The organism is Legionella sp. PATHC032 (assembly GCF_026191185.1).
GTDB lineage: Bacteria > Pseudomonadota > Gammaproteobacteria > Legionellales > Legionellaceae > Legionella.
The window spans coordinates 1,672,291-1,695,236 of sequence record NZ_JAPHOV010000001.1 but is presented as its reverse complement, the minus strand read 5'-3'; the positions used below and the strand labels follow the sequence as shown (position 1 = coordinate 1,695,236).

The following is a 22,946-nucleotide window of genomic DNA, read 5'->3' as shown; positions in this document are numbered from 1 at the left end:
GAGAGCATGATGATTAATCCAATTGAATACCATCCCAAAGGGGATAAAGTCAATTCAGATTATTTTAATGAATATAAAACAAAGATTTATGAAAGACGTTTGTCATCCGGACTTGAGGATTTATATGGCGATATGTGTGGGGTCGTTGTTCAAGTGCAAACTGGGGATGCTATTCCATATATTAAAGAATTGTATTCAATGACACCTTATCGATATTCTCGAAGTTATATTAGCGACACGCATAAAATTTATTGTTTGCTCAATACCAAAAATTCACCCGCTTTTCTGGTGCTTGAGCCTCTGGATCCTAATTTTAAAGACGATATCACAAGATTAAATAAAATGTATCCCAATTCAAGAGCTAAATTCAATGCTCGGTATGTGGGCGAGATTTATAAATGCAAGGATAAGGATGAGACGCGTAATCTATTAGTTTCCCATGATTTTAATTTTCATAATCCGGATATGACTGAGAACAAATTCTATTGCAATAAACACATTCATTTTACCAGGTTATCGGATTTCACCTACAACTGTGTAGGGTATACTGATGATACTATTTATGATTTTGACTGCCTGGAATTGGGCCAACGGTTTTATTTAACCAAAGAACAAGAAGCAATGCTGGATGCAAAAGATCAGGAAAGCCGTGATAATGGGATCAAGGATTTGATTAAAGGCATTGACCACATGGCTACTCGAATCCTGGCTGGTGAGCGTGAGGATGCTATTTTAGAGTTTTTATGCTTATCCAAATATTATTTTTGGGGTGCCTATAATATCTATGATATGAACTCTTCTACGAATGTAAATAGAAATCCACATGGACATGACATCAAGTCGCCGGCAAAAGTGTTTACTGCTAATAACACCCCGTTTATGGTGAATTCCTTTGAAAATCTCCCTATGCCCACAGAAACCTTTGTGCGTAATTACGGTAGAAGAATGCACCACATCGCTTATGAAGTAAAAGACGGTGATCACTCTTCTGGTAAAAAGAACATTGATTTTGTTGTTGAAACTCTCCGAGATCAATTAAATATTGAATTTTTAGCCAAAGTATTTGGCGCTTGCGAGGATTCACCTGATTTAAAGCAAATTTTCTCCAAGCATTCTGTTTATTCCATATTAATCACGGAATACGTTGAGAGATGTCACAATTTTGATGGATTTTTTACCAAGGAAAATGTAGCCGCATTAACGGAAGCGGCCAGTTTGGATGAGACTACCAAGCAACAACATAAAAAAGCCTCTATTATTGGGGATTAGGAATGGGATACATTACTTTGACTGATAATTCCAAAACTTAGGCATAGTATAGCAGCAGATACTTACTCCTATAATACATAAAATACCACCAGATATTAATGCAGCAGGTATCCCCAAAACTGCTGCAGCAAAGCCTGCTCGGGTATCACCCAATCTTGGGCCACTTAAATAACTAATCATTTCAATTCCAGACAGGCGACCTCTCAATTCTTGAGGAATAGTATGATTCCATAAGCTGCTTCTGAAAATACCGCTAATGGCATCAAATGCTCCCGCAAGAGCAAGAAAAAAGAGAGACAGCCACAAAGAAGTGGTGAGTCCAAATCCGATAATGGCCGCTCCCCATAAAGCGGCAGCAATAGCAATGGCTTTTCCATCATGAGTAATTTTTGCGGTCCAGCCACTAACAAAAGAAATAATCAGCGACCCTATAGCTGGTGCTGCATAAAGCAGACCTAGTGTTTTAGCCCCTCCAAATTGTTGTGAGATAGCAGGCAACAATGCGTTTGGCATAGCAAAAACCATCGCAAAGAAATCAACGAAATAACTACCCATCAGTTCTTGTCTGTTAAAAGCAAAGCCTATACCCTCTTTCAAAGAAACTATAATGGACGGGTGTTCTTTGACTCTAGGCTTGGGTATGGTGTGCATCAGACTCAGATTGAGTAGTGAAATGATAAAAGTTAATAAATCAATGATATAGGTTATTACAATACCATATTGCGCAATAATCAGACCGGCAGCGGCTGGTCCAATAATCATACAAAAACTGAACTTGAAACTACCAAGCGCGCCTACTTTCTTGTAATCCTCAGGTTTCACGATTTGTTGTATAACGCTGTCAAAAGCCGGTCTATGCAAACCAGTAATTGCAGACATTAGTGATGCTATTATAAAGATTAAGCTCACACTTGGATTAGCCAATTTGGAGTTGAATGCCAGAAAAAGACAACCAACAGCAAGTAATAATTCACTAATGATTAGTAATCCGCGTCGATTATATCGATCAGCAAAAACCCCGCCAAGCAAAGCGGTAATCAGAAGAGGCAGCAGTTGTACCAAGCTGAGTAATCCCACCATCATTGTTGATTCAGTCAAATGATAAATTTGATAGGGCAAGGCTACACTGGTAATCATTGTGCCTATGAATGAAATAAATTGACCCAAATAAAGCAAGGTAAAGTCGCGGTTTTTTTTAAGAATGGATAAATCCAGCAAGTGATTCATATCAGTGATCTGTAATTTATAATAGGGGGAATTATAAAAATCCTGGGATATGGATTTTAAGCTCTTTTGAGGAAACAGTACAGAAATTAATAAAATCGGAGAATCAGTACTTTTAAATCTAGGTGTGTTTGGTTAACCAATACAGAGCAATATCTATTCTCTTTGTTATCCATATATTTTGAAACTGTAAAATATAGATTAGAAACTCATTAAGAGCATGACAACGATCTGGTTTGCCGCTTAATCGTGGGTGCAGACCAATAGTCATGATAGACAGTCGATTTTCTTGGTAAAGATAATCAAAAGTGTTTTTCAGGCGTTGATAGAAATCCTGCGCCGTGACAAACCCGGGAGAAATTGTGAAACGAAAATCATTACAGTCTAATGAATAAGGAATTACAAGATGCTTGTTAATGAAATAGGGGAGTTCATCGGCATAACTATCTGAATCATAAACGAAGCCACCAATTTGAATTAGCAGATCGCGGGTAAATGGGCTTCTTCGTCCAGTGTACCAGCCCAATGGTCTTTGTCCAGTGAGTTCCTGCAAGGCATCAATACAGCGAGAGATGTGTTTTTTTTCCGTTGCCTTACTTTCTTTCGAATAATCTATCCATCGCCATCCATGCCCAGCAACCTCATGATTATGACTTGCAAGATAGCTGGAGAATTCAGGATTTAATATTAAGGCATAACCTGTTATGAAAAAAGTCACCGGGATGGAATGTTTATCAAAAAGACGGATTAAACGCCAAATTCCAACTCGACTTCCGTATTCATAAAAAGATTCGATACTATAATTCCTTTCTGCATTCCCTTTAGGACTGAAGGGAAAATCACTCCCATAAAATTCGGCCTTTGTGTCCCCATTCAGTGGAGTTAACTCTGCTCCTTCTTCGTAATTAATAACAAAATTAATCGCGATTTTAGCCTTATTTGGCCAGGTTAAATTAATTTGTTCTGGCCCATATCCAGTGAGATCTCGGGTCATGGGGTTATCCTAATTCAAAAGTGGTGATTCCATAAATATTTTCTTTTTTCAGCAGAGGCTCTCCTTTTAAATACATACGTGCTGTAGCGAACACCTTTTCCATTTGATATTGACGGACCAGTTCAATTGCTAAAGGATTATTCTCTGGAATATCCAGGTATACCACTTGTCCCTTAGCATATTGGACTAAATTAGTGAAAAGATAACGCGCAATTTCGGGATTATCCGCAAATAATGGTCCAATTTTAAATCCTTTTTGACAGGTCCTGATAACACCATAACCCTTAATTTGGCTATTAATCAAATAAGCCAGAGCCAAGCTTTCCGGCTGATTTATCCAACATTTTAAAAATTGCGGACGAGGTGCTGGAAAGTGTAAGCGGTCATAGAGTGATAACTGCGAAAAGTCAATTTGATTCAATGGAACAATATGAGGATCAGATGATACTGGTTTTATTATCTTATTAAGACAATATCTGGCGTTATTATGTGCTAATTGATAACCAATGCGAGCATATTTGTCCAGCATGTTTATGACACCATCAATGCCTGCATTCCTGTTTCCAATATAGGCTAATCTGGCTTTAGTTAATTCCAAGCCATAATCTTGATTCCTATACGGTTTATCAACAATATAGAAACCGCAAAAAGCAAAAAATTCATCATAGATAACAGCAGAACCAATGGCTATCGTTTTTCCATTCAGTTTACCTGCAAAAAAACCATGAGGATCAGTTTGATAAAAGCATACCGCATCATGAATTCCTGGATTCCATCCTTCTCGGGCAGCCCAGGTGATAGCCAGATTCACTTCATCCTGATTCATGGTTTCTATAAGATAATCTTTTATCATAATGATCCCTATATTCTTTAAAATAATTATAGTCAGAAGTAAGGGCTTTTTTCTTACTTAATGAGACTGTGTGATTTCAGTTCCCTTATCTTATAGGTAGTTTCTATTCCATGAACAGGTAGTTTATCTGAATTGAGTAAACCGATTTGTACAAGAACGGATGCCTGATCCCAATAAATATGTTCACTCAAGATTTTTCTGTTATGAAATCTGACAATTGCAACTAGAGGGATTTCTACTCGTTTTCCAGTAGGCTCAACTCCATTTAATATCCAGTCCATCCTGATGTTATGGGTAAATTTAAAAATGAGCTCATCTACAATTTGATAAGAACCTACTGTTCTGGAGATCAGTTCAACCTCAGTATCATCAGGTTTTTGGGGTATAAATAATTGGCTGTAAAACTGTTTGACTTCTTGTTTTCCAAATCCTCCTGCCATGGTCGGTATGTTATTGACATAAGGATTGTCTTCCATGGTTCGCATAGTATCTTCAACATTTTTAGTATCAAATTCATAATGGGTATGCTTTTCCCATACTTGAACCATGTATTTTTGTTCTTCAGTCAGAGATTCGTCTATTATTTTATTCATATTGTTTTAGTCCTTTAAAAAGGTATCTGTACTTCTTTAATTTAGACTAAAAAGACTATTTTTTCTGATTGGATGATCGTCGTCTTTATGATTTAGTCCTAATTATCTGGTAGTCTATAATGAGAAGATTAATGGAGGAAAAGCCAGGCAAAATGATGATCCCGCGTTTAACTTCTTCCACTGCAACATCCAGAAAAATCAGGTTATTCTTGCAGCAACTTGAAAAAATACCTGGGTTTCATGGTGAGATTGATGAAGCTTTAAGTAGCCGAATTGTTTTATCGACAGATAATAGTATTTATCAAATTCTTCCTGAAGCCATCATTTTTCCTAAAACTGAAAATGATGTATCTCATATTTTTAAATTAGCCAGCAATGAACAATTTCGTGATTTAACTTTCATACCCAGGGGGGGCGGCACCGGGACTAATGGCCAATCATTAAATGCTGGAATAATCATCGATTGTTCTCGTTTCATGAATCATATTGTGGAGATAAATCCGGATGAAGACTGGGTTTTGGTCCAGCCTGGAGTAGTTCTTGATCAATTAAATGAATACCTGAAGCCTTATAACAAATTTTTTGCGCCCTCTTTATCTCCGAGTAATCGCGCTACCATTGGAGGTATGGTCAATACAGATGCCAGCGGCAAAGGCTCAAGATTGTATGGAAAAACCAGTCAACACGTACTTGCGTTGACAGCAGTATATCTTGGAGGAGAAGTCCATACCAGTAAAGAGATAGATATCAGTCTTCTTGATAATATGAAAAAATTACCGGGGCAGGTAGGGCAGTTTTATAAGCAATTGGATAAGACTGCCCAGGAACATCGAGGGGCGATTGACAGGCAATTACCTAAATTGCATCGGTTTGTCACTGGCTATAATTTGGCGAAAATTTATTCGGATGATGAAAAGCGATTCAATGCCAATTACATTCTGGCTGGTTCTGAAGGCACTTTAGCCTATGTCACTAAAATCAAATTAAAATTAACGAATATACCCAAATACAAATGTCTGTTTGTCGTTTTGTATCCTTCATTTAGCGATGCTCTTGAACATGCAAAGCATTTGGTGGCATTTGACCCAGAAGCCATTGAAACAATGGATGGAACGATTTTAAACCTGGCCAAGACAGATATTATTTATCATTCTCTGAAATCCTTTCTTTGCTCTGGAAGCAACGCCCCAGTCGATGCAATCAATTTAATTGAGTTTGTGGCAAACGATAAAAAAGTACTATCACAACATGCGCAATTATTGAAGAACAATTTAAAAGGTACTGATTTTCACTTTATCACTAATCATGAGGATATTATCAATCTTTGGGAGCTTAGAAAACGCAGTGTAGGACTTTTAGGTAAAGTAAAGGGTGCTAAGAAACCCATGTCAGGGGTTGAAGATACTGTGGTTCCTCCTGAGCGTTTGGCTGACTACGTCAAGGAATTTCGTGCCTTACTTGATTCTCATGGGATTAGTTACGGGATGTTTGGTCATATTGACGTAGGCTGTTTACACGTTCGCCCTGAATTTAATCTGATGGATGCGAAAGATAGGGAAATCTATTACGCAATAATAGAAAAAGTAGCGCAACTTGCCCATAAATACGGTGGTGTATTGTGGGGCGAACATGGTAAAGGATTTCGAAGTGAATTTGTGCCTATGTTTTTTGGAGAGGAACTCTACAATGAACTCAGGAAAATTAAATCCAGCTGTGATCCTTACAATCAATTAAATCCTGGGAAAATTGCTATTCCCTTAAGTAGCCATGATTCACTTGCCAGCGTCCGTTCGGAAAAGACCAGAGCGTCTGTGGATAATCAAATTAATTACCAGCACAGAGACTCTTATCAATTACCCTTAAACTGTAATGGAAATGGAGCTTGTTTTGATTATAAATTTCAGGATGTGATGTGTCCTTCTTACAAAATAACCAGGGATAGAATTCATTCTCCGAAAGGAAGAGCCAGTTTGGTTAGGGAATGGCTAAGACAATTAAGTGTCTTGAAAGGAGAGCGTGAATTATCATGGCCTTTGAAAAAGCAAATAAATACTTACAAAAAGAATCACGGTCAATATGATTTTTCCCATGACGTTTATACCGCATTAGAAGGATGCCTGGGATGTCAAGCATGCCGTTCACAATGCCCGGTTAATATCAATGTTCCTTCGTTTAAAGCAAAGTTTTTGCAAACCTATCACACGCGTTATTCTCGCTCAATAAAAGATTACCTTATTGCTTACAGCGAACGCATTGGTTATTTTCAAAGCCTGTTTCCAAAATTAACTAATTTCTGTTTCTCAAATAAATTAGTGAAATATTTTTTGTATAAATACGCTGGGTTGGTTGATCTTCCCTTGTTTAGTAGTCCGAATCTTAAATCACTCTTAAAAGCAAATGATATTCCATGGCTGGATTTAAAGAATTTGCCTGCTCCAGAGAAAACTGTAATTTATATACAAGACTGGGTGACCAGTTTTTATGAGGCTGAACTTGTGATTAAAACATGTCAGTTAATAAAAAAACTGGGGTTCCATGTTTATGTATTACCTTGGTTTGAAAATGGTAAAACTCTGCATGTCAATGGAATGCTTGGGTCATTTACAAAAATTGCCAGAAAAAATGCTTTAATGCTTCAAAAGATATCAGATCATGGATTGACCATGGTAGGACTTGATCCTGCCATGGTATTAACCTATCGATATGAATATTCTGAATATTTGCACGAAAACTACAATAGTAAAATCCTGTTAATTCAAGAATGGCTCTCTGAAATACTTGCTGCTGAAAAAATCAAGGGGTTACCAATAAAAAACGATGAAACACCAAATCAGTATCTGTTGTTAAGTCATTGTACAGAGCAGGCAAACTGCAGCGAAGCTTTAATGCAGTGGCAAAAAGTCTTTGAATTTTTTGGCTTGGCTCTAAGTGCTGAAAAAACAGGGTGTTGTGGTATGGCTGGAGCCTATGGACATGAGGCAATCCATCAATCCAATTCCCATAGTTTGTTTGCTTTATCGTGGAAGAGTTATTTTGAAGCGAGTACTGGTTTATCAAATACTTTAGTCGATGGCTATTCATGTCGAGCACAAGTCAAACGATTAACCGGGTTAAATGCTTCTCATCCTGCTGAAATATTACTGAAATTATTTGAATAGGTATAAGCTGAAATTGATTGTCGCCGCCAAATATTGACTTAATTATTTTATCATATGGACTAATCTTGCGATATGGTGTCACTGTTATCAATTCGCAGTTGATGAGGTAAGTTCTGATTTTAGTCGTTGATAATCTGATGCAAACAGGAATTGGCTTATATGAAATATTCCATAAGTAATAAATGGAGCTGCAAAGACATCAATACTATAATGAATATGACCAATCAGCACCGTATAAGCGAAAAAAACTGCAGCAGCAAGGCAAATATAACGTAATGTTGTCTTATTCCAAAAGATAAGCATTATTAAAAAAGGGCCTCCGACATGTCCGGAAAAAAATAAATCTCCATCAAATAAAACAAGAGATGAAAAATTATCTGGAATAGACAGCTGATTAGGAGGTGCACCGAGATGGGTCATACTAATAAAGGCACAACGTATCAATATAAACAGCGCGGCGCTTTTAGTGATAAAAGGAATGAAGGCTGGATTTAACAGGGTATAAATAGTAAAAATTGTCCAAAAGATAATAGCTGCATTAACATGAAAAACAGTTACATCACGTAGAGGTAAATTATCAAGAATTAAATCATTTACCGGATTACCGGCCATAAGTGAAGCATATTTTCCTGCAAAATTCATAATGAGAAAACTTATAAAAAGCAAAAAAAAGCCACTAAGCAGACTTCTTATGAATACTTTTTCCTGACAAAGAGCATGGTAGCGATTTGCGACTGCCTTCATAAACTCACCATCGATTGATAGAGTGTCTCATATTGTTCGATAGTTCGTTTGATATCATGCTCTTGAGATAATTTTCTGCTCTCCCTTCCCATTTGTTCACTGAAAGTCCGATCACTAAGAATCTTGACCATATAACAAGACAATGTCTCAACGTCATTAGGGTCAAAGAGATAACCATTTACTCCTTCTTTAACAAGTTCAGGCAAAGCCATTGCTTTTGCAGCCAAAAGCGGCAATCCGGAAGCAATCGCTTCCAAGGCAACAATACTTTGTAATTCAGCAGTTCCCGGGTTTACAAAACAATTTGCTAAACTATATACCAGTGGATATTCCGCGTCTGATAGATATCCTGTAAAAGTGACATGCTCAGTGAGATTCAGTGTCTGAACCAGTTTTTTTAATCTTTGTAATTCTGCGCCACGACCGGTTAAAACAAAATGAGCATCAATGGATTGTCTTGCTTTATAAAATGCTTTTATGGCTATTGATAAATTTTTTTCTTTATCCAAACGACCGGCATACAATAGAATTGGCTTATCAGGGATTTTATAACGTTGTCTAATGAGATTGGCATTTTGTTTTGGTTGAAATTTTTGTAGATCCACTCCACAAGAAACAACATGAATTTCTTTTTGTACGTGTACTTCTTTAAGTAAGTTAGCTGCGGTGTGGGTAGGGGTAGTAACTATCCTTACATGATTTAGCATGTCAATCACAATATTCCATGTGGTGCGATGAAACCATTTTTCAAAATACTTGGGAAGGTAAGTATAATGAAAAAAGTTTTCTGGCATAAAATGATTAGTAGCCATTAACGGGATACCCTTTTTACGACAGGCTCGATAGCAAATTCCACCCAAGAAAAATTTTCCCTGCAAATGAACAACATCGGGATTAAAGTCTGTTATTGCTTTTAAAATACCCTTCTTGATGAAGAAAGGCCAGCAAACACGAAAGTTTTTGTAACCAAGGGCTGGCCATGATCGTACTCCATAGAGATTGACTCCTTCATAGCTTGTATAACCTTGCTTCAGGCTTCGAGAAGGACATATGACAAGAACTTCATGCCCTTTGTCTTGTAAGAATTTTGCCAAACGGTGAGTAAAATAAGCACCACCATTTAAGTCGGGAGGATAGCTGTCCAGTACAGTCAGGATTTTCATGCATATTTTAGATAACATATAAGATTAGATAGATTATCATTTATACAAATACACGGCAATTATTTACCAACCAACCTTTAAAAAGTTCTCTTTGACTATAATGAGCCTTATAGTACAATAATTGCTCCATCCTTTAACAAGCCAGTTCTATGTCGTCAGCAAAAATCATCGGAATGGGAAAATATTTACCCGCAAACATAGTGTTTTCATCTGATCTGGATAAAAAACTCAATCTTCCTGAGGGCAGTGTTCAGAAGAAGTCCGGATTAGTTTCCAGGCATTTTGCCAGAGTCAGTGAAACAACTTCCTATATGGCAAGTCAAGCTGCATTACACGCTGTGGAACAGGCAGGAATTACTTTAGCTGAAATTGATGCCATTATTGGGGCTTGTGGAGCCGGAGAGCAACCTATACCATGTACGGCGGTTCTGGTTCAAAAACAATTGGGATTAGATAATTCAGGAATCGCCTGTTTTGATATTAACAGTACCTGTCTTAGTTTTCTCACCGCACTCGATGCGGCATCATATATGCTCTCAGGGGGCAGATTTAATCGTATACTTATTGTATCAAGTGATATCCCTTCATTTGGCCTGGATTGGAGCGACTTGGAAACCTGTACGATTTTTGGTGACGGGGCAGCTGCTTGTATTGTTGAAAGAAGCAATGATTCCAGTCGTATTCTTGCTGCTCATATGAAAACATACAGTTTTGGTGCTGCCTTTTGCCAGGTCCAGGCTGGAGGAACATTCATGCCGCCTGCGAGTGAGTACGATAAGAAATACGGTTTATTTAAAATGGATGGGAAGCGTGTATTCAAACTGGCTAGCCAAATGATTGGGCCTATGCAAGAGGAGTTATTTGCTAAAGCTAGTATAACTCTAAATGATGTTGATTGGGTTGTCCCACATCAAGCCAGCTTGCTTGCCATGCATCATATACGTAAAAAGCTTGGCATCCCTGGTGAAAAATTTGTTGATATTTACACGACGCATGGCAATCAAATGGCTGCTTCTCTGCCTTCTGCATTGTGTCATTTGATCCATAATCATAATTTAGAACGTGGGCAGTTGGTTTATTTATTAGGTACTGGCGCTGGATTGTCAGCTGCTGGAATGATACTGGAGTATTAGTATGATTTCAGTTGTAACCGGCGCTACAGGATGTTTAGGTTTAAATCTTACAAGACGCTTGATTAAGGAAGGCCATGCAGTCATTGCATTAGGACGCAATTTGCAGTTGGGTGAAATAATAAGCCAAATGGGAGCAACATTTGTTCCACTCGATTTAAAGGATCTGGAGTCTTTGTCTTTGATAAGTCAAAATGCGGATTTCATATTTCATTGCGCAGCTTTATCAAGTCCCTGGGGAAAATATAAAGATTTTTATCAGGCTAATGTCATAGGGACTCACAATGTCGTTCAGGCAACTCCCAGTCAGGCTCGACTTGTTTATGTCTCCACTCCTAGTATTTATTTTGATTTTACCGAGAAGCACAATATTAAAGAAAATATTCCTTTACCAGCAAAACCAGTCAATTATTATGTGCAAACCAAATTAATTGCTGAATCCATCGTGGATAAAGCTCAACTGGAACATGATCTGGATGTGATTACCTTACGACCCAGAGGAATTTTTGGACCATATGATCGCGCTATTTTCCCCCGTTTATTGAAAGCAGAGCGCCAAGGGGTGCTTCCAATCATTGGTTCAGGTAATCATTTGATTGATATTACTTTTGTAGAGAATGTAGTGGAAAGCCTGATTTTGGCTGCTTTGGCAGGTACATGCTATTCAGGGAAAAAATATAATATCACCAATGATGAACCTCGGACTTTTATTGATATTATTTCAAGGATGTTTTCTGCTCTTAATAAACCATTAAAAACCAGAAGTATTCCTTATAATCATGCAAGATTTGTTGCAAAGTTTCTTGAGTTTTTGCATCGGGTGCTTTATCTGAAAACAGAACCAAAGATTACAGAGTATGGTGTCGGAGTGTTGGCTTTTGGACAAACATTAAATATTGAAGAGGCAAAAAAAGATTTAAAGTATAAGCCAATTTATAGCATTGATGAGGGTATAATGAAATTTGCTGAATGGTATTGTTCATGAATATAGAGTATCAGTTATTTGAAGCTGGCTATTGCAGACATTGCGAACGCATGACTTTAAAAAATGGGAAAATCAGACAGCGTGAATATCCATCCTTCTGTGCTCTTATAAAACACCCAAGCCACGGATATATTTTATTTGACACAGGATATTCTGACCGTTTTACCTGCTTAACCCAAAAATTTCCAGCCTCTATATATCGTCATTTAACTCCTATGACACTTGTAAAATCCTTAAAAGAACAGTTGCTAGAAATTCATATAAAACCCGAAGATATCAATTATATTGTGATTTCGCATTTTCATGCTGATCACATTGGAGGATTATGCGATTTTCCTAATGCTCATTTTATATGTCATTCTGATGCGATAGACGATATTCAGCATACAAAGGGGTTAAAAGCGTTATTGAAAGGTTTTTTACCTGGACTGCTACCTGAAGATTTCTTTGAGCGTTTATTACCACTTCAAAAAACAATCCAACTTGACGAGCATCTTTTACCTTTTTCTGATGGTTTTGATGTATTGGGTGACAACTCATTGATTGCCATTCCTTTACCGGGACACGCTAAAGGACAAATCGGCTTATATTTTAAAGCGCCTGGCGATATTTTCCTGGTTGCGGACAGTTGCTGGCACCAGGAAACTTTTAAAGAACTCATTTATCCGAGCGCTTTGACCTATTTGATTCATCATGACAAGCGTGCCTATTTAAAGACAATTCAAAAATTGCACGAACTGTATCAGAGAAACAAGGCTATTGAAATTATTCCTTCTCACTGCCAACAATTGCGCTCGAGAATTGGGAACCCATTATGTTAGCACGTATTTTATTTCATTATTTTAATACACTTTATCTTAATAAAACTATTACTACCCCGGAAAAATTAAAGACTCATCAGGAAAAACAATTTAAAAAACTTATAAAAAATTGTTTGCATCAATCCGCATTCTACAGAGATTATCTAAAAACTCCTTTGGAACAATGGCCAATTGTTAATAAAAAAATCATGATGGAACACTTTGATGATGTTAATACAGTAAATGTCAAAAAAACTGAGGCATTGGAAATTGCTTTACGTGCTGAGCATACACGTGATTTTTCCCCAATGATAAATAATATTGCTGTTGGTTTATCTTCAGGGACTTCAGGGAGCAGAGGCTTGTTTTTAGTAAGTGAACAGGAACGTGATGCATGGGCCGGAATAATCCTTGCCAAGGCTATGCCAAACGGTTTGCGTTCGCGAGAACGAATTGCTTTTTTTCTAAGAGCAAATAACCAGTTGTATACCACTTTAAATAAAAGCAGAACAATACAATTCTATTTTTTTGATCTTTTTGCTGATTTTGATACTCATATCCAGAGATTAAATGCCATTCAACCGACTATTATTTCAGCTCCAGCCAGTGTGCTTTTAATGCTTGCTTGTTATCAAGATATTTTAAAAATTACACCAAAAAAAATATTTTCTGTGGCAGAAGTATTGGAACCAGAGGAAGAAGAGACTTTAACCAAAGCATTTGGTTGTACTATATCGCAAATTTATCAATGTACAGAGGGTTTTCTGGCGATTAGTGAACGTAAAACAAACCGTTTATTAATGAATGAAGAGTTTCTTATTATTGAAAAGGAATGGTTGGACGAAGAGCGGTTCGTACCAATTATTACCGACTTATATAGATATACTCAGCCAATTGTTCGTTATCGTCTTGATGATGTTTTGGTGACTGAAAGATCGAATGGTGTATTTACTGAGTTAAAGAATATTGAAGGCCGTTTAGGTGATGTTTGTTATGGGAAAAGAGGGCAAGAAATAGTTCCCATTTTTGCAGATGTTATTCGACAGCATATGATTAGCAGTGGTGTAAGTTTTGAAGATTATTTAATTTGCCAGCAGACATTAACCCAATTTACAATTCAGATATCACCCGAAATAAGCAATAAAAATCAATTCATTGAACATTTGAATCAACTTTTTATCTATAAAAATTGCGAATTACCTCAATGGAATTGGGAGCTCTATGATAAAAGTAAAGCTGGTGTGAAACGCAGAAGAGTTCGCTCACTATACTGCCCTAAAACCGAATGAGTGGGTACAAAGAACTGGTTTGCTCTGCACAACATACACTAGAAACTTATAATAATATCCGCTTATGTAAACGACAACTCTCTTAAGTTCATCATTAGGCATTTTTCACTGTAAATGCAAACGGTACGTAGAGTACTTTCCCATCAATTTGCACCTGGGCAAACATTTTAATGAAACCTGCTTTGCTGGGTTCAATATGGAACTGTAATTGAGGTCCTCCACGTTCAGTGCTATTTGCAGGCTCTTTGCCCATGGGGTGGACATGGATAACGGTTTTAAAATCTTCATTAAAGCCGACAATGTGTGCATAGGCCCCCATAATTGGTTCTAGTGTACGGACTGGATGCCCTTTAGAATCAGTCACATCGATTTCACCCATCGCAGGTTTACCTGCTAGTAGAGGCATTTTATTGAAAGTTAATTTGAATTGATATCCATTCACTGTACTCTCTAATACTGTTCGATGAGGTACAGGATTCATTGTTCTTCTTACTGTCTGGGGAGATGTTAGATCAGCAGTGGCATACTCCTGTTTATTGGTATTGGTTGGTAATAGATCAGCCCATGCCCGATAGGTGGCATTCTTGAAATTGGGTTGCCATTCAAATTGATAAATCCCTGGAGTAGCAGTTTCTGCGGGATGGACATGACTATAGTCAATAAGATGATTATCAATGATTAGTAAATGAAATTTTTTTGTATGTATCTCAGTAAGATCATTGAAAGTAATTGGTTTATTCGATTTTATATCAGTGAGTTTGACAAATACCAGTTTCTTATCCTTTTTATCAATTATCTTCTGGACTTCCAATTGTATTGTGGGTGTATTCTCCAATTTAGAGGAAGATGCTGAAAGATCTTTCGCCGTGTGATGATGGGAATTATCGGCATAGAGCAAATGATGATAGGTGTTCATGAATAAAAAGCCAATTAGCGTGATGAGAATTTTTTTCACAATACAATGATCTCCGTAATTTTTATTGCCAAGCTAAATTTTTCTTCTGTCAACGATGAATTATAATTGAAAGTAGCTGATTCTTACAGGGTAAAAAATGCATTATTTATTATGATCTTGTAGATATAAACCAGTACAACAGGATATCATCAGCTAATTTAAATGGTTATAAATTCCAGGCAGAATAAAACTACGGATAGGTGAATAATGGCACACAACCACCATGAAGGTCATTCCCATGTTCATAATGAGCACGCTTGTTGCCATAAGAAAGGTCATGCAAACAAACCTCAAATTAGCATAGAGGGAGCAACCTTCTATACTTGTCCCATGCATCCCGAAGTTCGCCAGGCTACCCCAGGGATTTGTCCACTTTGTGGAATGGCATTGGAACCAGAGGCAATATCTATTGATGAGGCAGCAAATCCAGAATACCTCGATATGAAACACCGATTTTGGTTGGCATTGATATTGACTTTACCTGTTGTAGTCTTGGAAATGACTGGACATGGATTCCAGCATTTTATTTCGACAGATATTTCAAATTGGATTCAGTTACTCTTCGCAACACCCGTAGTGCTATGGAGCGGTTGGCCTTTTTTCCAACGTGGTTGGCAGTCGCTCAAAACACGCCAATTAAATATGTTTACTTTGATAGCGATGGGTATTGGTGTAGCGTGGATATATAGTCTGGTAGCGATCCTTTTTCCAGGATTATTCCCTGCCGCGTTTCGAAGTCAAGAAGGAGTGGTTGCTGTGTATTTTGAAGCAGCCGCTGTGATAACTACTCTTGTACTGCTAGGGCAAGTGCTTGAATTAAAGGCACGAGAGCAAACGGGTAGTGCCATTCGTGCTTTGCTGAAATTGGCACCAGAAAATGCACATCGTATTAAGGAAGACGGTAGTGAGGAGGAAATATCACTCGATCAGGTAGTAGTTGGTGATTTGCTACGTGTACGGCCAGGTGAAAAAATACCTGTGGATGGTGAAATACAAGAAGGGAATAGTTTTATAGATGAGTCTATGGTAACAGGTGAACCTATGCCGGTTGCTAAAGAAATTGGAGATAAGGTGATTGGTGCCACAATGAATCAAACAGGCAGCTTCATTATGAAAGCATTGCATGTTGGATCTGATACCATGCTGGCACGTATTGTTCAAATGGTGAGTGACGCTCAACGAAGTCGTGCCCCTATTCAGCGACTGGCGGATACTGTTTCAGGATGGTTTGTGCCCGCAGTGATCTTAATTGCAGTATTATCTTTCATCGTATGGGCGCTATTTGGTCCGCAGCCAGCTCTTGGATATGGATTAATTGCAGCTGTATCAGTTCTCATTATTGCTTGCCCATGTGCACTGGGTTTGGCAACACCAATGTCTATCATGGTAGGTGTGGGAAAAGGTGCACAAAATGGAGTACTAATCAAAAACGCTGAGGCGCTTGAGCGCATGGAAAAGGTGAATACGCTCATCGTAGATAAAACGGGTACTCTTACGGAAGGACACCCGAAACTTACCCACATTGAAACCAGCGAAGATTTGGATGAGAGTCAAGCATTGCTATTGGCTGCCTCTCTGGAATATTACAGTGAACATCCTCTGGCTAATGCCATTGTCAAAGCCGCAAAAGAAAAGCAAATGTCTTTCAGTTCAGTTCATAACTTTGAAGCACCTACCGGGATGGGTGTAGTAGGTAAAGTAAATGGCCATCAGGTAGCCATCGGTAATGCAAAATTAATGCAAGAGTATGGAAGCGACAATGCATCTCTTTTTGAAAAAGCTGATAAGTTTCGTGCAAAAGGTTCGTCTGTGATGTTTATGGCAGTCGACGGTAAAACAGTAGCGCTTTTAGTGGTTGAAGATCCAATTAAATCAACTACCGCAGAAACCATTCATACACTTCAAAAAAAGGGTATTGAGATTTACATGCTGACTGGGGATAGCAAAAAAACCGCAGAAGCCGTGGCAGCTACTCTGGGTATAAAAAATGTCATAGCAGAAATAATGCCGGAAGATAAGGGTCGTATTGTCAGCGAATTAAAAGAAAATGGTTTAATTGTCGCCATGGCTGGTGATGGAGTAAATGATGCTCCTGCACTGGCAAAAGCAGATGTTGGTATTGCTATGGGTACAGGGACTGATGTTGCTATTGAGAGCGCTGGCGTTACCTTGCTACATGGAGATTTGCGTGGTATTGCCAAGGCCCGATATTTATCAGAAAACACAATGAATAACATACGTCAAAATCTTTTCTTCGCTTTTATTTATAATATGTTGGGTGTTCCGCTAGCAGCAGGTATTTTCTACCCAATAACAGGTCTGCTTTTAAATCCAGTCATTGCTGCAGCAGCTATGGCACTTTCTTCCGTGTCGGTCATTGTTAACGCGCTAAGGCTGCGACGAATTACATTGTAAATCTGTAAATAAAATATTTTGATAAAGTGCTTTAATCTTCTGCAATGATTCATGGTTATACTAATTTGAAATAAATTGTTTAATAAACAACAAGTTATAGTGCAATATAGAATTCCATTAATTAACTCTATTTCACCTGAGTTTTTAATTACCCGCTATTTTTAAATGATCATTTGCGTTCATATTTTCTTAAGTATTTCTTGTTAAAATTGTTTAAATTTTAGTTCACCATAGAGAGGATTGCATGCAAAATGAGAAAGAAGTAAAAGAACTTATTCAATCAGATAAGAAAAAAAGAGTCACATGGAATGATAATCAAACTGAAGGGCAGATCGATGAAAAGTTTCTTAAAATAGGTACTGCTTCAACGCCTTATAAAAACAAATTGGATGAGAGTATTGTTCAATTGATGGAAGAAGGTTATTCAGAAATTGAAGCAACAGCAATAACGGGAAAATCGGTAACACCGGCGGGTAAGGTTATTTACAATAATCCAGTTTTTTATAAATCCAAGGAAAGCATAGATATAGAAAAAGCGAATCGTTATAACTTTTTCTCAATTAAAAATATTGGATTAAGTATCGTAGCTTTAGCAGCCGCTGCAACAGTAGGACTGATTGTATCAAAAAACAGCTAAAACATTATATTCCAATTGACTTTTTAAGATAAATAATCTAACAAAAACTCAGGAATTCTCTGTTCAAGCCAATAGGCAGGTTGGCTTGAGCTTTTTCCTGTACCGGCTATAAAACCTACATGCCCCCCATATTCACTTAATTCCAAAGTGGTTTGAGAAGATAATTCTTTCGATGTTGGGATGGCGTCTGGTGTCATGAAAGGATCATCTTGTGCATGAATAATCAAAGTTGGTGTGGTGATATTTTTAAGGTATTGTCTGGAACTTGCTTTTTGGTAGTATTCGTGGGCATTTTTAAATCCATTGATCGGTGCTGTAATTCGCTCATCAAAATCCCAGAAGGTTTTTAAGGAAAGTAAGTCATTTTTTGAAAATGGCGAATTATTTAAGTGATTTAATTTTTTTAGAAAAATACGGCGTAGTCGACTTAATAAGTAAGCTTGATAGAGGCGAGAAAAGCCCTGATTCATCCTGTCAGCCACTGAATTTAATTGAAATGGAACTGAAACAGCAACAGCTGCATCTATCCATAAAGATGATGCTGTTTCGCCCAACCATTTCAGCAGAACATTGCCACCCAAAGATACGCCGACGACGGCTTTTTTTGTAGCAGGTTCTCTCTTTGCCAAAATTTCAAGAAAATAAGCAAAATCAGCCGTGTCACCGGAATGATAGGTACGTAAAATCCGATTAGGTTCTTCACTGGCTCCGCGAAAATGCATTAAAACACAACGAAACCCAGCATTGGCAAACGCTCGCATTAATCCACTGACATAAATGGAGTTAATACCTCCACCCAAACCATGGAGTAATATGACCAAGGGTGTATTTTTATTTAAGTTATTAACAGACCAGGCCAGATCAATAAAATCACCGTCAGGTAATTCCAGACGCTCATGAAAATCAATTGGTGGTTTTAGCCGTTTCTTTACTAAAGTAGGATATAAAGTTTGCGCATGCCTGTTACTTAGCCACCACACTGGTCTAAATGAACTGTTTACAATCATATTGATAGCCTGAAAATAAAAAATCAAACTCTAACCACCAAGATTAGAAGTAGCAAAAAAATACTTACTTAAATTATAGTCAATCAATAATTGAAACCAATCATTGTTGGCAATCTTGCATCATAATGTTTTATAGTCGCCATATCAAACGATGTTAAGATAAATAATGTTTCAGCTAAACCAATATGCTCTGAATCTCTTGATATTATAGTGAATTTTTCGATTTAGTTTAGAGCGCTTTTTATTGAAGGAGATCTTGATGTACTCTTTAGATTGGCCACGTGCCTATGGTATTCCAAATTCTACAGCTGCCTTTAAGTTGTTTCCGGAAGATTTTCAAGTCAATGAATTGTTTGCAGGACAGTTTAGCGGCGAAGGAGAACACATAGTTCTTAAAATTGAAAAAAGAGGATTAACCACTGAAGAAGTTGTCAAATCATTAGCCAGGCTAATTAACAAACCTATAAAACTTATAAGTTACGCTGGATTAAAAGACAAACAGGCATTAACAACGCAATGGCTCAGTATCCATGCACCTGGAGAGGTAATTGAGGGTATAGAAACACTAGAAGCACCAGGATGGAAAATACTTGAATTCACGCGTCATAATAAAAAACTAAAGCCAGGTTTTTTATCAGGAAATCATTTTACAATCACTTTAAGAAATATATCTAATGAGGAGGATTTAATACATCGTATTGAACAAGTTAAATTAAAGGGGGTTCCAAATTATTTCGGTGAGCAGCGTTTTGGTCGAGATGGTGGAAATTTAATAAAAGCAGAGGAAATGCTAGTACAAGGACGCAAAATAAAAGATAAATTTTTAAAAGGGATGTACTTTTCCGCAGCTCGAGCATGGTTATATAATTTGATTCTGTCGCGGCGTGTAAAAGAATCTTCATGGAATTTGCCTTTATTGGGGGATGTTATACAGCTTGGTGGATCAAACAGTATCTTTGTTACTGATAAAAGCATGGATGAGCAATTAATAGAACGAATCAGTGAAAGAGATGTTTCTCCTGCGAGCCCTCTACCCGGTAAGAGTAAGAATCTGGTAAATGGCAAAGCCTTGCAAATAATAAATGAAGTTTATGCGGAATGGTCTGCCTGGTTGGATGGATTGGAAAAAAATGGTTTGGAAGAGGCCTGGCGTGCAAATATCCTTTATGTAGAACAGATGGAATATACAATAAAGCAGGATACATTAGAAATTTCATTTGTCTTGCCCGCTGGTTCTTATGCGACAGTGGTATTACGTGAATTGGTTCAATATTAAGCCTCAATATAAATAGGTGTTTATGATAGATCAGCATTAGAATAACTTTTAGACATAAAAAGATGTCTTTGTAGTGATCAATCATTTTTGCTTAATTTTCTGTCATAATATTGATAGATAGTTATTGAATTGAAGGATGCGTTCATGAGACTGGCTCAAAGGATGAGACTATTTTTTTTGTTAGTGATGCTGGCTGTCTATTCTGCTCCATCTATTGCATTGAGCGTTGAGTTAATAGAAACCAGTCCCAAATCTCCTGTTGTATTAAATCAGAATGAGGCTCTGTATGTGCTTATTCGATATAGGAGTGACCTACCTTTGCGTTTTCAGGCAATAGGGGAAAATCTGCGGCAAAAAATCATGGACAACGCAAGATTTAATCCATCACAAGCATACTCACCTGGTGAAGGAGAAGCTATTGCCTGGGTAGCGTATGATAATGCAACAGAAATTGATTCGATTACTGTCACAATCTATGATGCTAATTGGAGGGCTTTACAAACCAAATCAACTCCTGTGTCAGCAGTCTGGCAAAATGAAAACAGCAAAAACAATCAACCACTAGCACCCTGGGTTCAAAGACTGAATCAACAACAGCAGTCCAGTGTATTTACTAACTCTCAGACTTCTCTCTCTTCGGGGGATGCCCATTTTGTTCAATTCCTTTTTTTATTAATCCCTTTGTATTGGCTTTTGCAAATTTTTATTCTTTTTAATTGGACGGGGAGATGGAAAAAATTGGCGTGTTTCCCTTTATTTTTTAGCCTGCCTTTACTGTTATATACGCTCTATGCTTTGTATGCAGGTTCTAACCTATGGCCTTTGATGATGCTATTTGTTACACCATTTATCCTGGTATTTTTATTGATCATTGTTGGATATAAAAGAATCTATTCCAGATAACAAGATGCATCCAATACTCACCTTAGTATAAAAGTTAAATCCAGTGTCAAATTTGAATTTTTCTGAGTCTTTTATCAAGTTCTGTCTCTTAATATTTGCTTAATAATGATTCTTTATAATCAAAAATCAGTGTAATTGTTTCAAACAACAAAGAGATAGATTAAATTATGCACACAAAGAAAGATAAAAAAGTAATATCACTTCAAGAAAGAGTAGAAAATGCAGTTGATGTTTCAGGGGCTTTTGATAACTGTTTTTTTCATAATTTTGCACTGTACCTGTTAACTAATAATTTACCTCTCCCTGATGATTTATTTCACTTCAAATCAATCCTAGATAAGGATAGTAAAGCAGAACGATTATTCCAATTTTTTCATAATCCGGAGTCATTGAATCTATTTTCTTTATTAGATAAGGAAAATGACGTACACGAATCATCAGGCTATCTTTTTGAAAAGAGCTTAATCTTAGGATTTCTGTTTAGAGAATGGCTTCCAACTCAACTCCTTAAAAATTTAGCAGCTAAAGAAGAAATGCTGGAAGGAGAAAAAGGGGTATTCAATGCCTTTAAAAATTATAAAGAGTATCGCTCATTTATGCCAAAAGAAGAATTAAAAACTACAGAATTTGGTGTGTTATATGAAGCGAATGAGCCTTTTCTAGAGTATTTTTATAATCGCGCCGAAAGCATTTCTATCAATAGGGATTCACCGTTTGAAAAATATTTTGTTGACTCGTCCTCCGATGAAGAGGCAATTAAAAATTATTGGGATGCAGAAGGGTATAAATTATATTGCCAACATTTGGCGAAACCTCAAGTTAAATTATCTTATATTGAAATTATGACCATGATGAAGGTTATTAATCAGCCACTTACTATATATGATCGTTCCATTTCTTCAGTTGTAGCTGCGTATGTCAATCCAAAGGTTGATTTGCCTGATTTTGAAGTGGCCATTGATGCGCTTCAAGGGCATTATTTTCTTTTAAAAACTGAGGAGACAGAAAAAGAGTTAGAGGAATATGAAAGAAGTTATGCTCAATATAAAAGAGATAGAAGTGAAATTCTTTCACACTCCAATAAGCTTGTTTCTTCCCCATTGGTTAGAGCCACTTGCCCCAAAGGCCATTTGGATGAAGATCCCTTTGTTGCATTAATTGAAAGTCTTTCCGAAATAAGGGGTCTTAGTCAAGTTGATACCAATTTGACAAACAAGAATACGGATTCTCCTAATTGTAATTTTCTTTTGAAGATAGGTGCATCGGTCATTGGTACCTCTTCTGCGATAATAACTTTAATGGGGATAGCCATATTATCTGGTCAATATGATCCTGGAAACAGCTTGGCTGAAGAAGCATTAGCTACTACTGTTGCTTCCAGTATTGTAGGTTTAGGTTATGGTCTTTATAGTTTTTTTAGTTCAAGTCCTAAGGTCTCAAATCCTGACTCTGTCAATGGATTGTCACAAAAGCTTAAATTGAACTAACTCTCCAGGAGTTAGCGAATATTTTCTATAAGTCAATCGGGTTGATATTAAATATCAACCCGAT

The 22,946-nt window shown here is 37.2% G+C and carries 19 protein-coding genes; 11 read left to right on the top strand and 8 right to left on the bottom strand.

The window, feature by feature from the left end; genetic code table 11:
* Nucleotides 1-9: 9 nt before the first annotated feature.
* Complete coding sequence (locus tag OQJ02_RS07715) at nucleotides 10-1,269, top strand: lpg1639 family Dot/Icm T4SS effector (RefSeq protein ID WP_322783405.1); 1,260 nt, start codon at nucleotides 10-12, stop codon at nucleotides 1,267-1,269.
* A 12-nt stretch (nucleotides 1,270-1,281) separates the two neighbouring features.
* Here the strand turns inward: OQJ02_RS07715 and OQJ02_RS07710 are convergent, their stop codons facing one another.
* From OQJ02_RS07710 to OQJ02_RS07695, 4 genes are all read right to left on the bottom strand, one after another.
* Complete coding sequence (locus OQJ02_RS07710; protein ID WP_265718630.1) at nucleotides 1,282-2,496, bottom strand: MFS transporter; 1,215 nt, start codon at nucleotides 2,494-2,496, stop codon at nucleotides 1,282-1,284.
* A gap of 118 nt (nucleotides 2,497-2,614) precedes the next feature.
* The gene (locus tag OQJ02_RS07705) at nucleotides 2,615-3,487 is read right to left on the bottom strand and encodes a polysaccharide deacetylase family protein (protein WP_265718629.1); all 873 of its coding nucleotides are present in this window, start codon (nucleotides 3,485-3,487) and stop codon (nucleotides 2,615-2,617) included.
* 4 nt (nucleotides 3,488-3,491) lie between these two features.
* Nucleotides 3,492-4,340 (bottom strand): GNAT family N-acetyltransferase, encoded by an 849-nt coding sequence (locus tag OQJ02_RS07700; RefSeq protein ID WP_265718628.1) that lies wholly within the window; start codon nucleotides 4,338-4,340, stop codon nucleotides 3,492-3,494.
* Nucleotides 4,341-4,393: 53 nt separating this feature from the next.
* On the bottom strand, nucleotides 4,394-4,933 hold the full coding sequence (locus OQJ02_RS07695) for a hypothetical protein (protein WP_265718627.1): 540 nt from the start codon (nucleotides 4,931-4,933) through the stop codon (nucleotides 4,394-4,396).
* 119 nt (nucleotides 4,934-5,052) lie between these two features.
* On the opposite strand from OQJ02_RS07695, the gene OQJ02_RS07690 reads away from it, so the two are divergent.
* Nucleotides 5,053-8,091: an FAD-binding and (Fe-S)-binding domain-containing protein gene (locus OQJ02_RS07690; protein WP_265718626.1), complete on the top strand. Its 3,039-nt coding sequence runs from the start codon at nucleotides 5,053-5,055 to the stop codon at nucleotides 8,089-8,091.
* A gap of 87 nt (nucleotides 8,092-8,178) precedes the next feature.
* Here OQJ02_RS07690 and OQJ02_RS07685 read toward each other — a convergent pair whose 3' ends face one another.
* Both OQJ02_RS07685 and OQJ02_RS07680 read right to left on the bottom strand, forming a co-directional pair.
* The gene (locus OQJ02_RS07685) at nucleotides 8,179-8,835 is read right to left on the bottom strand and encodes a phosphatase PAP2-related protein (protein WP_265718625.1); all 657 of its coding nucleotides are present in this window, start codon (nucleotides 8,833-8,835) and stop codon (nucleotides 8,179-8,181) included.
* Nucleotides 8,832-9,998: a glycosyltransferase family 4 protein gene (locus tag OQJ02_RS07680; RefSeq protein WP_265718624.1), complete on the bottom strand. Its 1,167-nt coding sequence runs from the start codon at nucleotides 9,996-9,998 to the stop codon at nucleotides 8,832-8,834. Before OQJ02_RS07680 ends, OQJ02_RS07685 begins: the two co-directional genes overlap by 4 nt.
* 149 nt (nucleotides 9,999-10,147) lie before the next feature.
* Between OQJ02_RS07680 and OQJ02_RS07675 the strand changes: the two genes are divergently transcribed.
* The 4 genes from OQJ02_RS07675 to OQJ02_RS07660 are packed head-to-tail and all read left to right on the top strand — an operon-like array spanning nucleotide 10,148 to nucleotide 14,202.
* On the top strand, nucleotides 10,148-11,131 hold the full coding sequence (locus OQJ02_RS07675) for a beta-ketoacyl-ACP synthase III (RefSeq protein ID WP_265718623.1): 984 nt from the start codon (nucleotides 10,148-10,150) through the stop codon (nucleotides 11,129-11,131).
* 1 nt (nucleotide 11,132) lies between these two features.
* Nucleotides 11,133-12,113 (top strand): NAD-dependent epimerase/dehydratase family protein, encoded by a 981-nt coding sequence (locus OQJ02_RS07670; protein WP_265718622.1) that lies wholly within the window; start codon nucleotides 11,133-11,135, stop codon nucleotides 12,111-12,113.
* Nucleotides 12,098-12,934, top strand: a complete 837-nt coding sequence (locus tag OQJ02_RS07665; protein ID WP_265718621.1) for an MBL fold metallo-hydrolase — start codon at nucleotides 12,098-12,100, stop codon at nucleotides 12,932-12,934. The genes OQJ02_RS07670 and OQJ02_RS07665 overlap by 16 nt, the downstream gene beginning before the upstream one ends.
* Nucleotides 12,928-14,202, top strand: a complete 1,275-nt coding sequence (locus OQJ02_RS07660) for a F390 synthetase-related protein (protein ID WP_265718620.1) — start codon at nucleotides 12,928-12,930, stop codon at nucleotides 14,200-14,202. The genes OQJ02_RS07665 and OQJ02_RS07660 overlap by 7 nt, the downstream gene beginning before the upstream one ends.
* Before the next feature lie 94 nt (nucleotides 14,203-14,296).
* Here the strand turns inward: OQJ02_RS07660 and OQJ02_RS07655 are convergent, their stop codons facing one another.
* Nucleotides 14,297-15,157 (bottom strand): hypothetical protein, encoded by an 861-nt coding sequence (locus OQJ02_RS07655; protein WP_265718619.1) that lies wholly within the window; start codon nucleotides 15,155-15,157, stop codon nucleotides 14,297-14,299.
* 207 nt (nucleotides 15,158-15,364) lie between these two features.
* Here OQJ02_RS07655 and OQJ02_RS07650 point away from each other — a divergent pair, with 207 nt between their 5' ends.
* Nucleotides 15,365-17,572: a copper-transporting P-type ATPase gene (locus tag OQJ02_RS07650; protein WP_265718618.1), complete on the top strand. Its 2,208-nt coding sequence runs from the start codon at nucleotides 15,365-15,367 to the stop codon at nucleotides 17,570-17,572.
* Nucleotides 17,573-17,816: 244 nt separating this feature from the next.
* Complete coding sequence (gene lem12 / locus OQJ02_RS07645; protein ID WP_265718617.1) at nucleotides 17,817-18,209, top strand: Dot/Icm T4SS effector Lem12; 393 nt, start codon at nucleotides 17,817-17,819, stop codon at nucleotides 18,207-18,209.
* 23 nt (nucleotides 18,210-18,232) lie between these two features.
* On the opposite strand, the gene OQJ02_RS07640 is transcribed toward lem12, so the two are convergent.
* Nucleotides 18,233-19,216 (bottom strand): hydrolase, encoded by a 984-nt coding sequence (locus tag OQJ02_RS07640; protein WP_265718616.1) that lies wholly within the window; start codon nucleotides 19,214-19,216, stop codon nucleotides 18,233-18,235.
* A 259-nt stretch (nucleotides 19,217-19,475) separates the two neighbouring features.
* Between OQJ02_RS07640 and truD the strand changes: the two genes are divergently transcribed.
* From truD to OQJ02_RS07625, 3 genes are all read left to right on the top strand, one after another.
* A complete protein-coding gene (gene truD, locus OQJ02_RS07635; protein ID WP_265718615.1) occupies nucleotides 19,476-20,492 on the top strand; it encodes a tRNA pseudouridine(13) synthase TruD in 1,017 nt (338 codons plus the stop codon).
* Nucleotides 20,493-20,636: 144 nt separating this feature from the next.
* Nucleotides 20,637-21,395 (top strand): hypothetical protein, encoded by a 759-nt coding sequence (locus tag OQJ02_RS07630; RefSeq protein ID WP_265718614.1) that lies wholly within the window; start codon nucleotides 20,637-20,639, stop codon nucleotides 21,393-21,395.
* A gap of 167 nt (nucleotides 21,396-21,562) precedes the next feature.
* Complete coding sequence (locus tag OQJ02_RS07625) at nucleotides 21,563-22,882, top strand: type IV secretion protein Dot (RefSeq protein WP_265718613.1); 1,320 nt, start codon at nucleotides 21,563-21,565, stop codon at nucleotides 22,880-22,882.
* The last annotated feature ends 64 nt before the right edge of the window (nucleotides 22,883-22,946 follow it).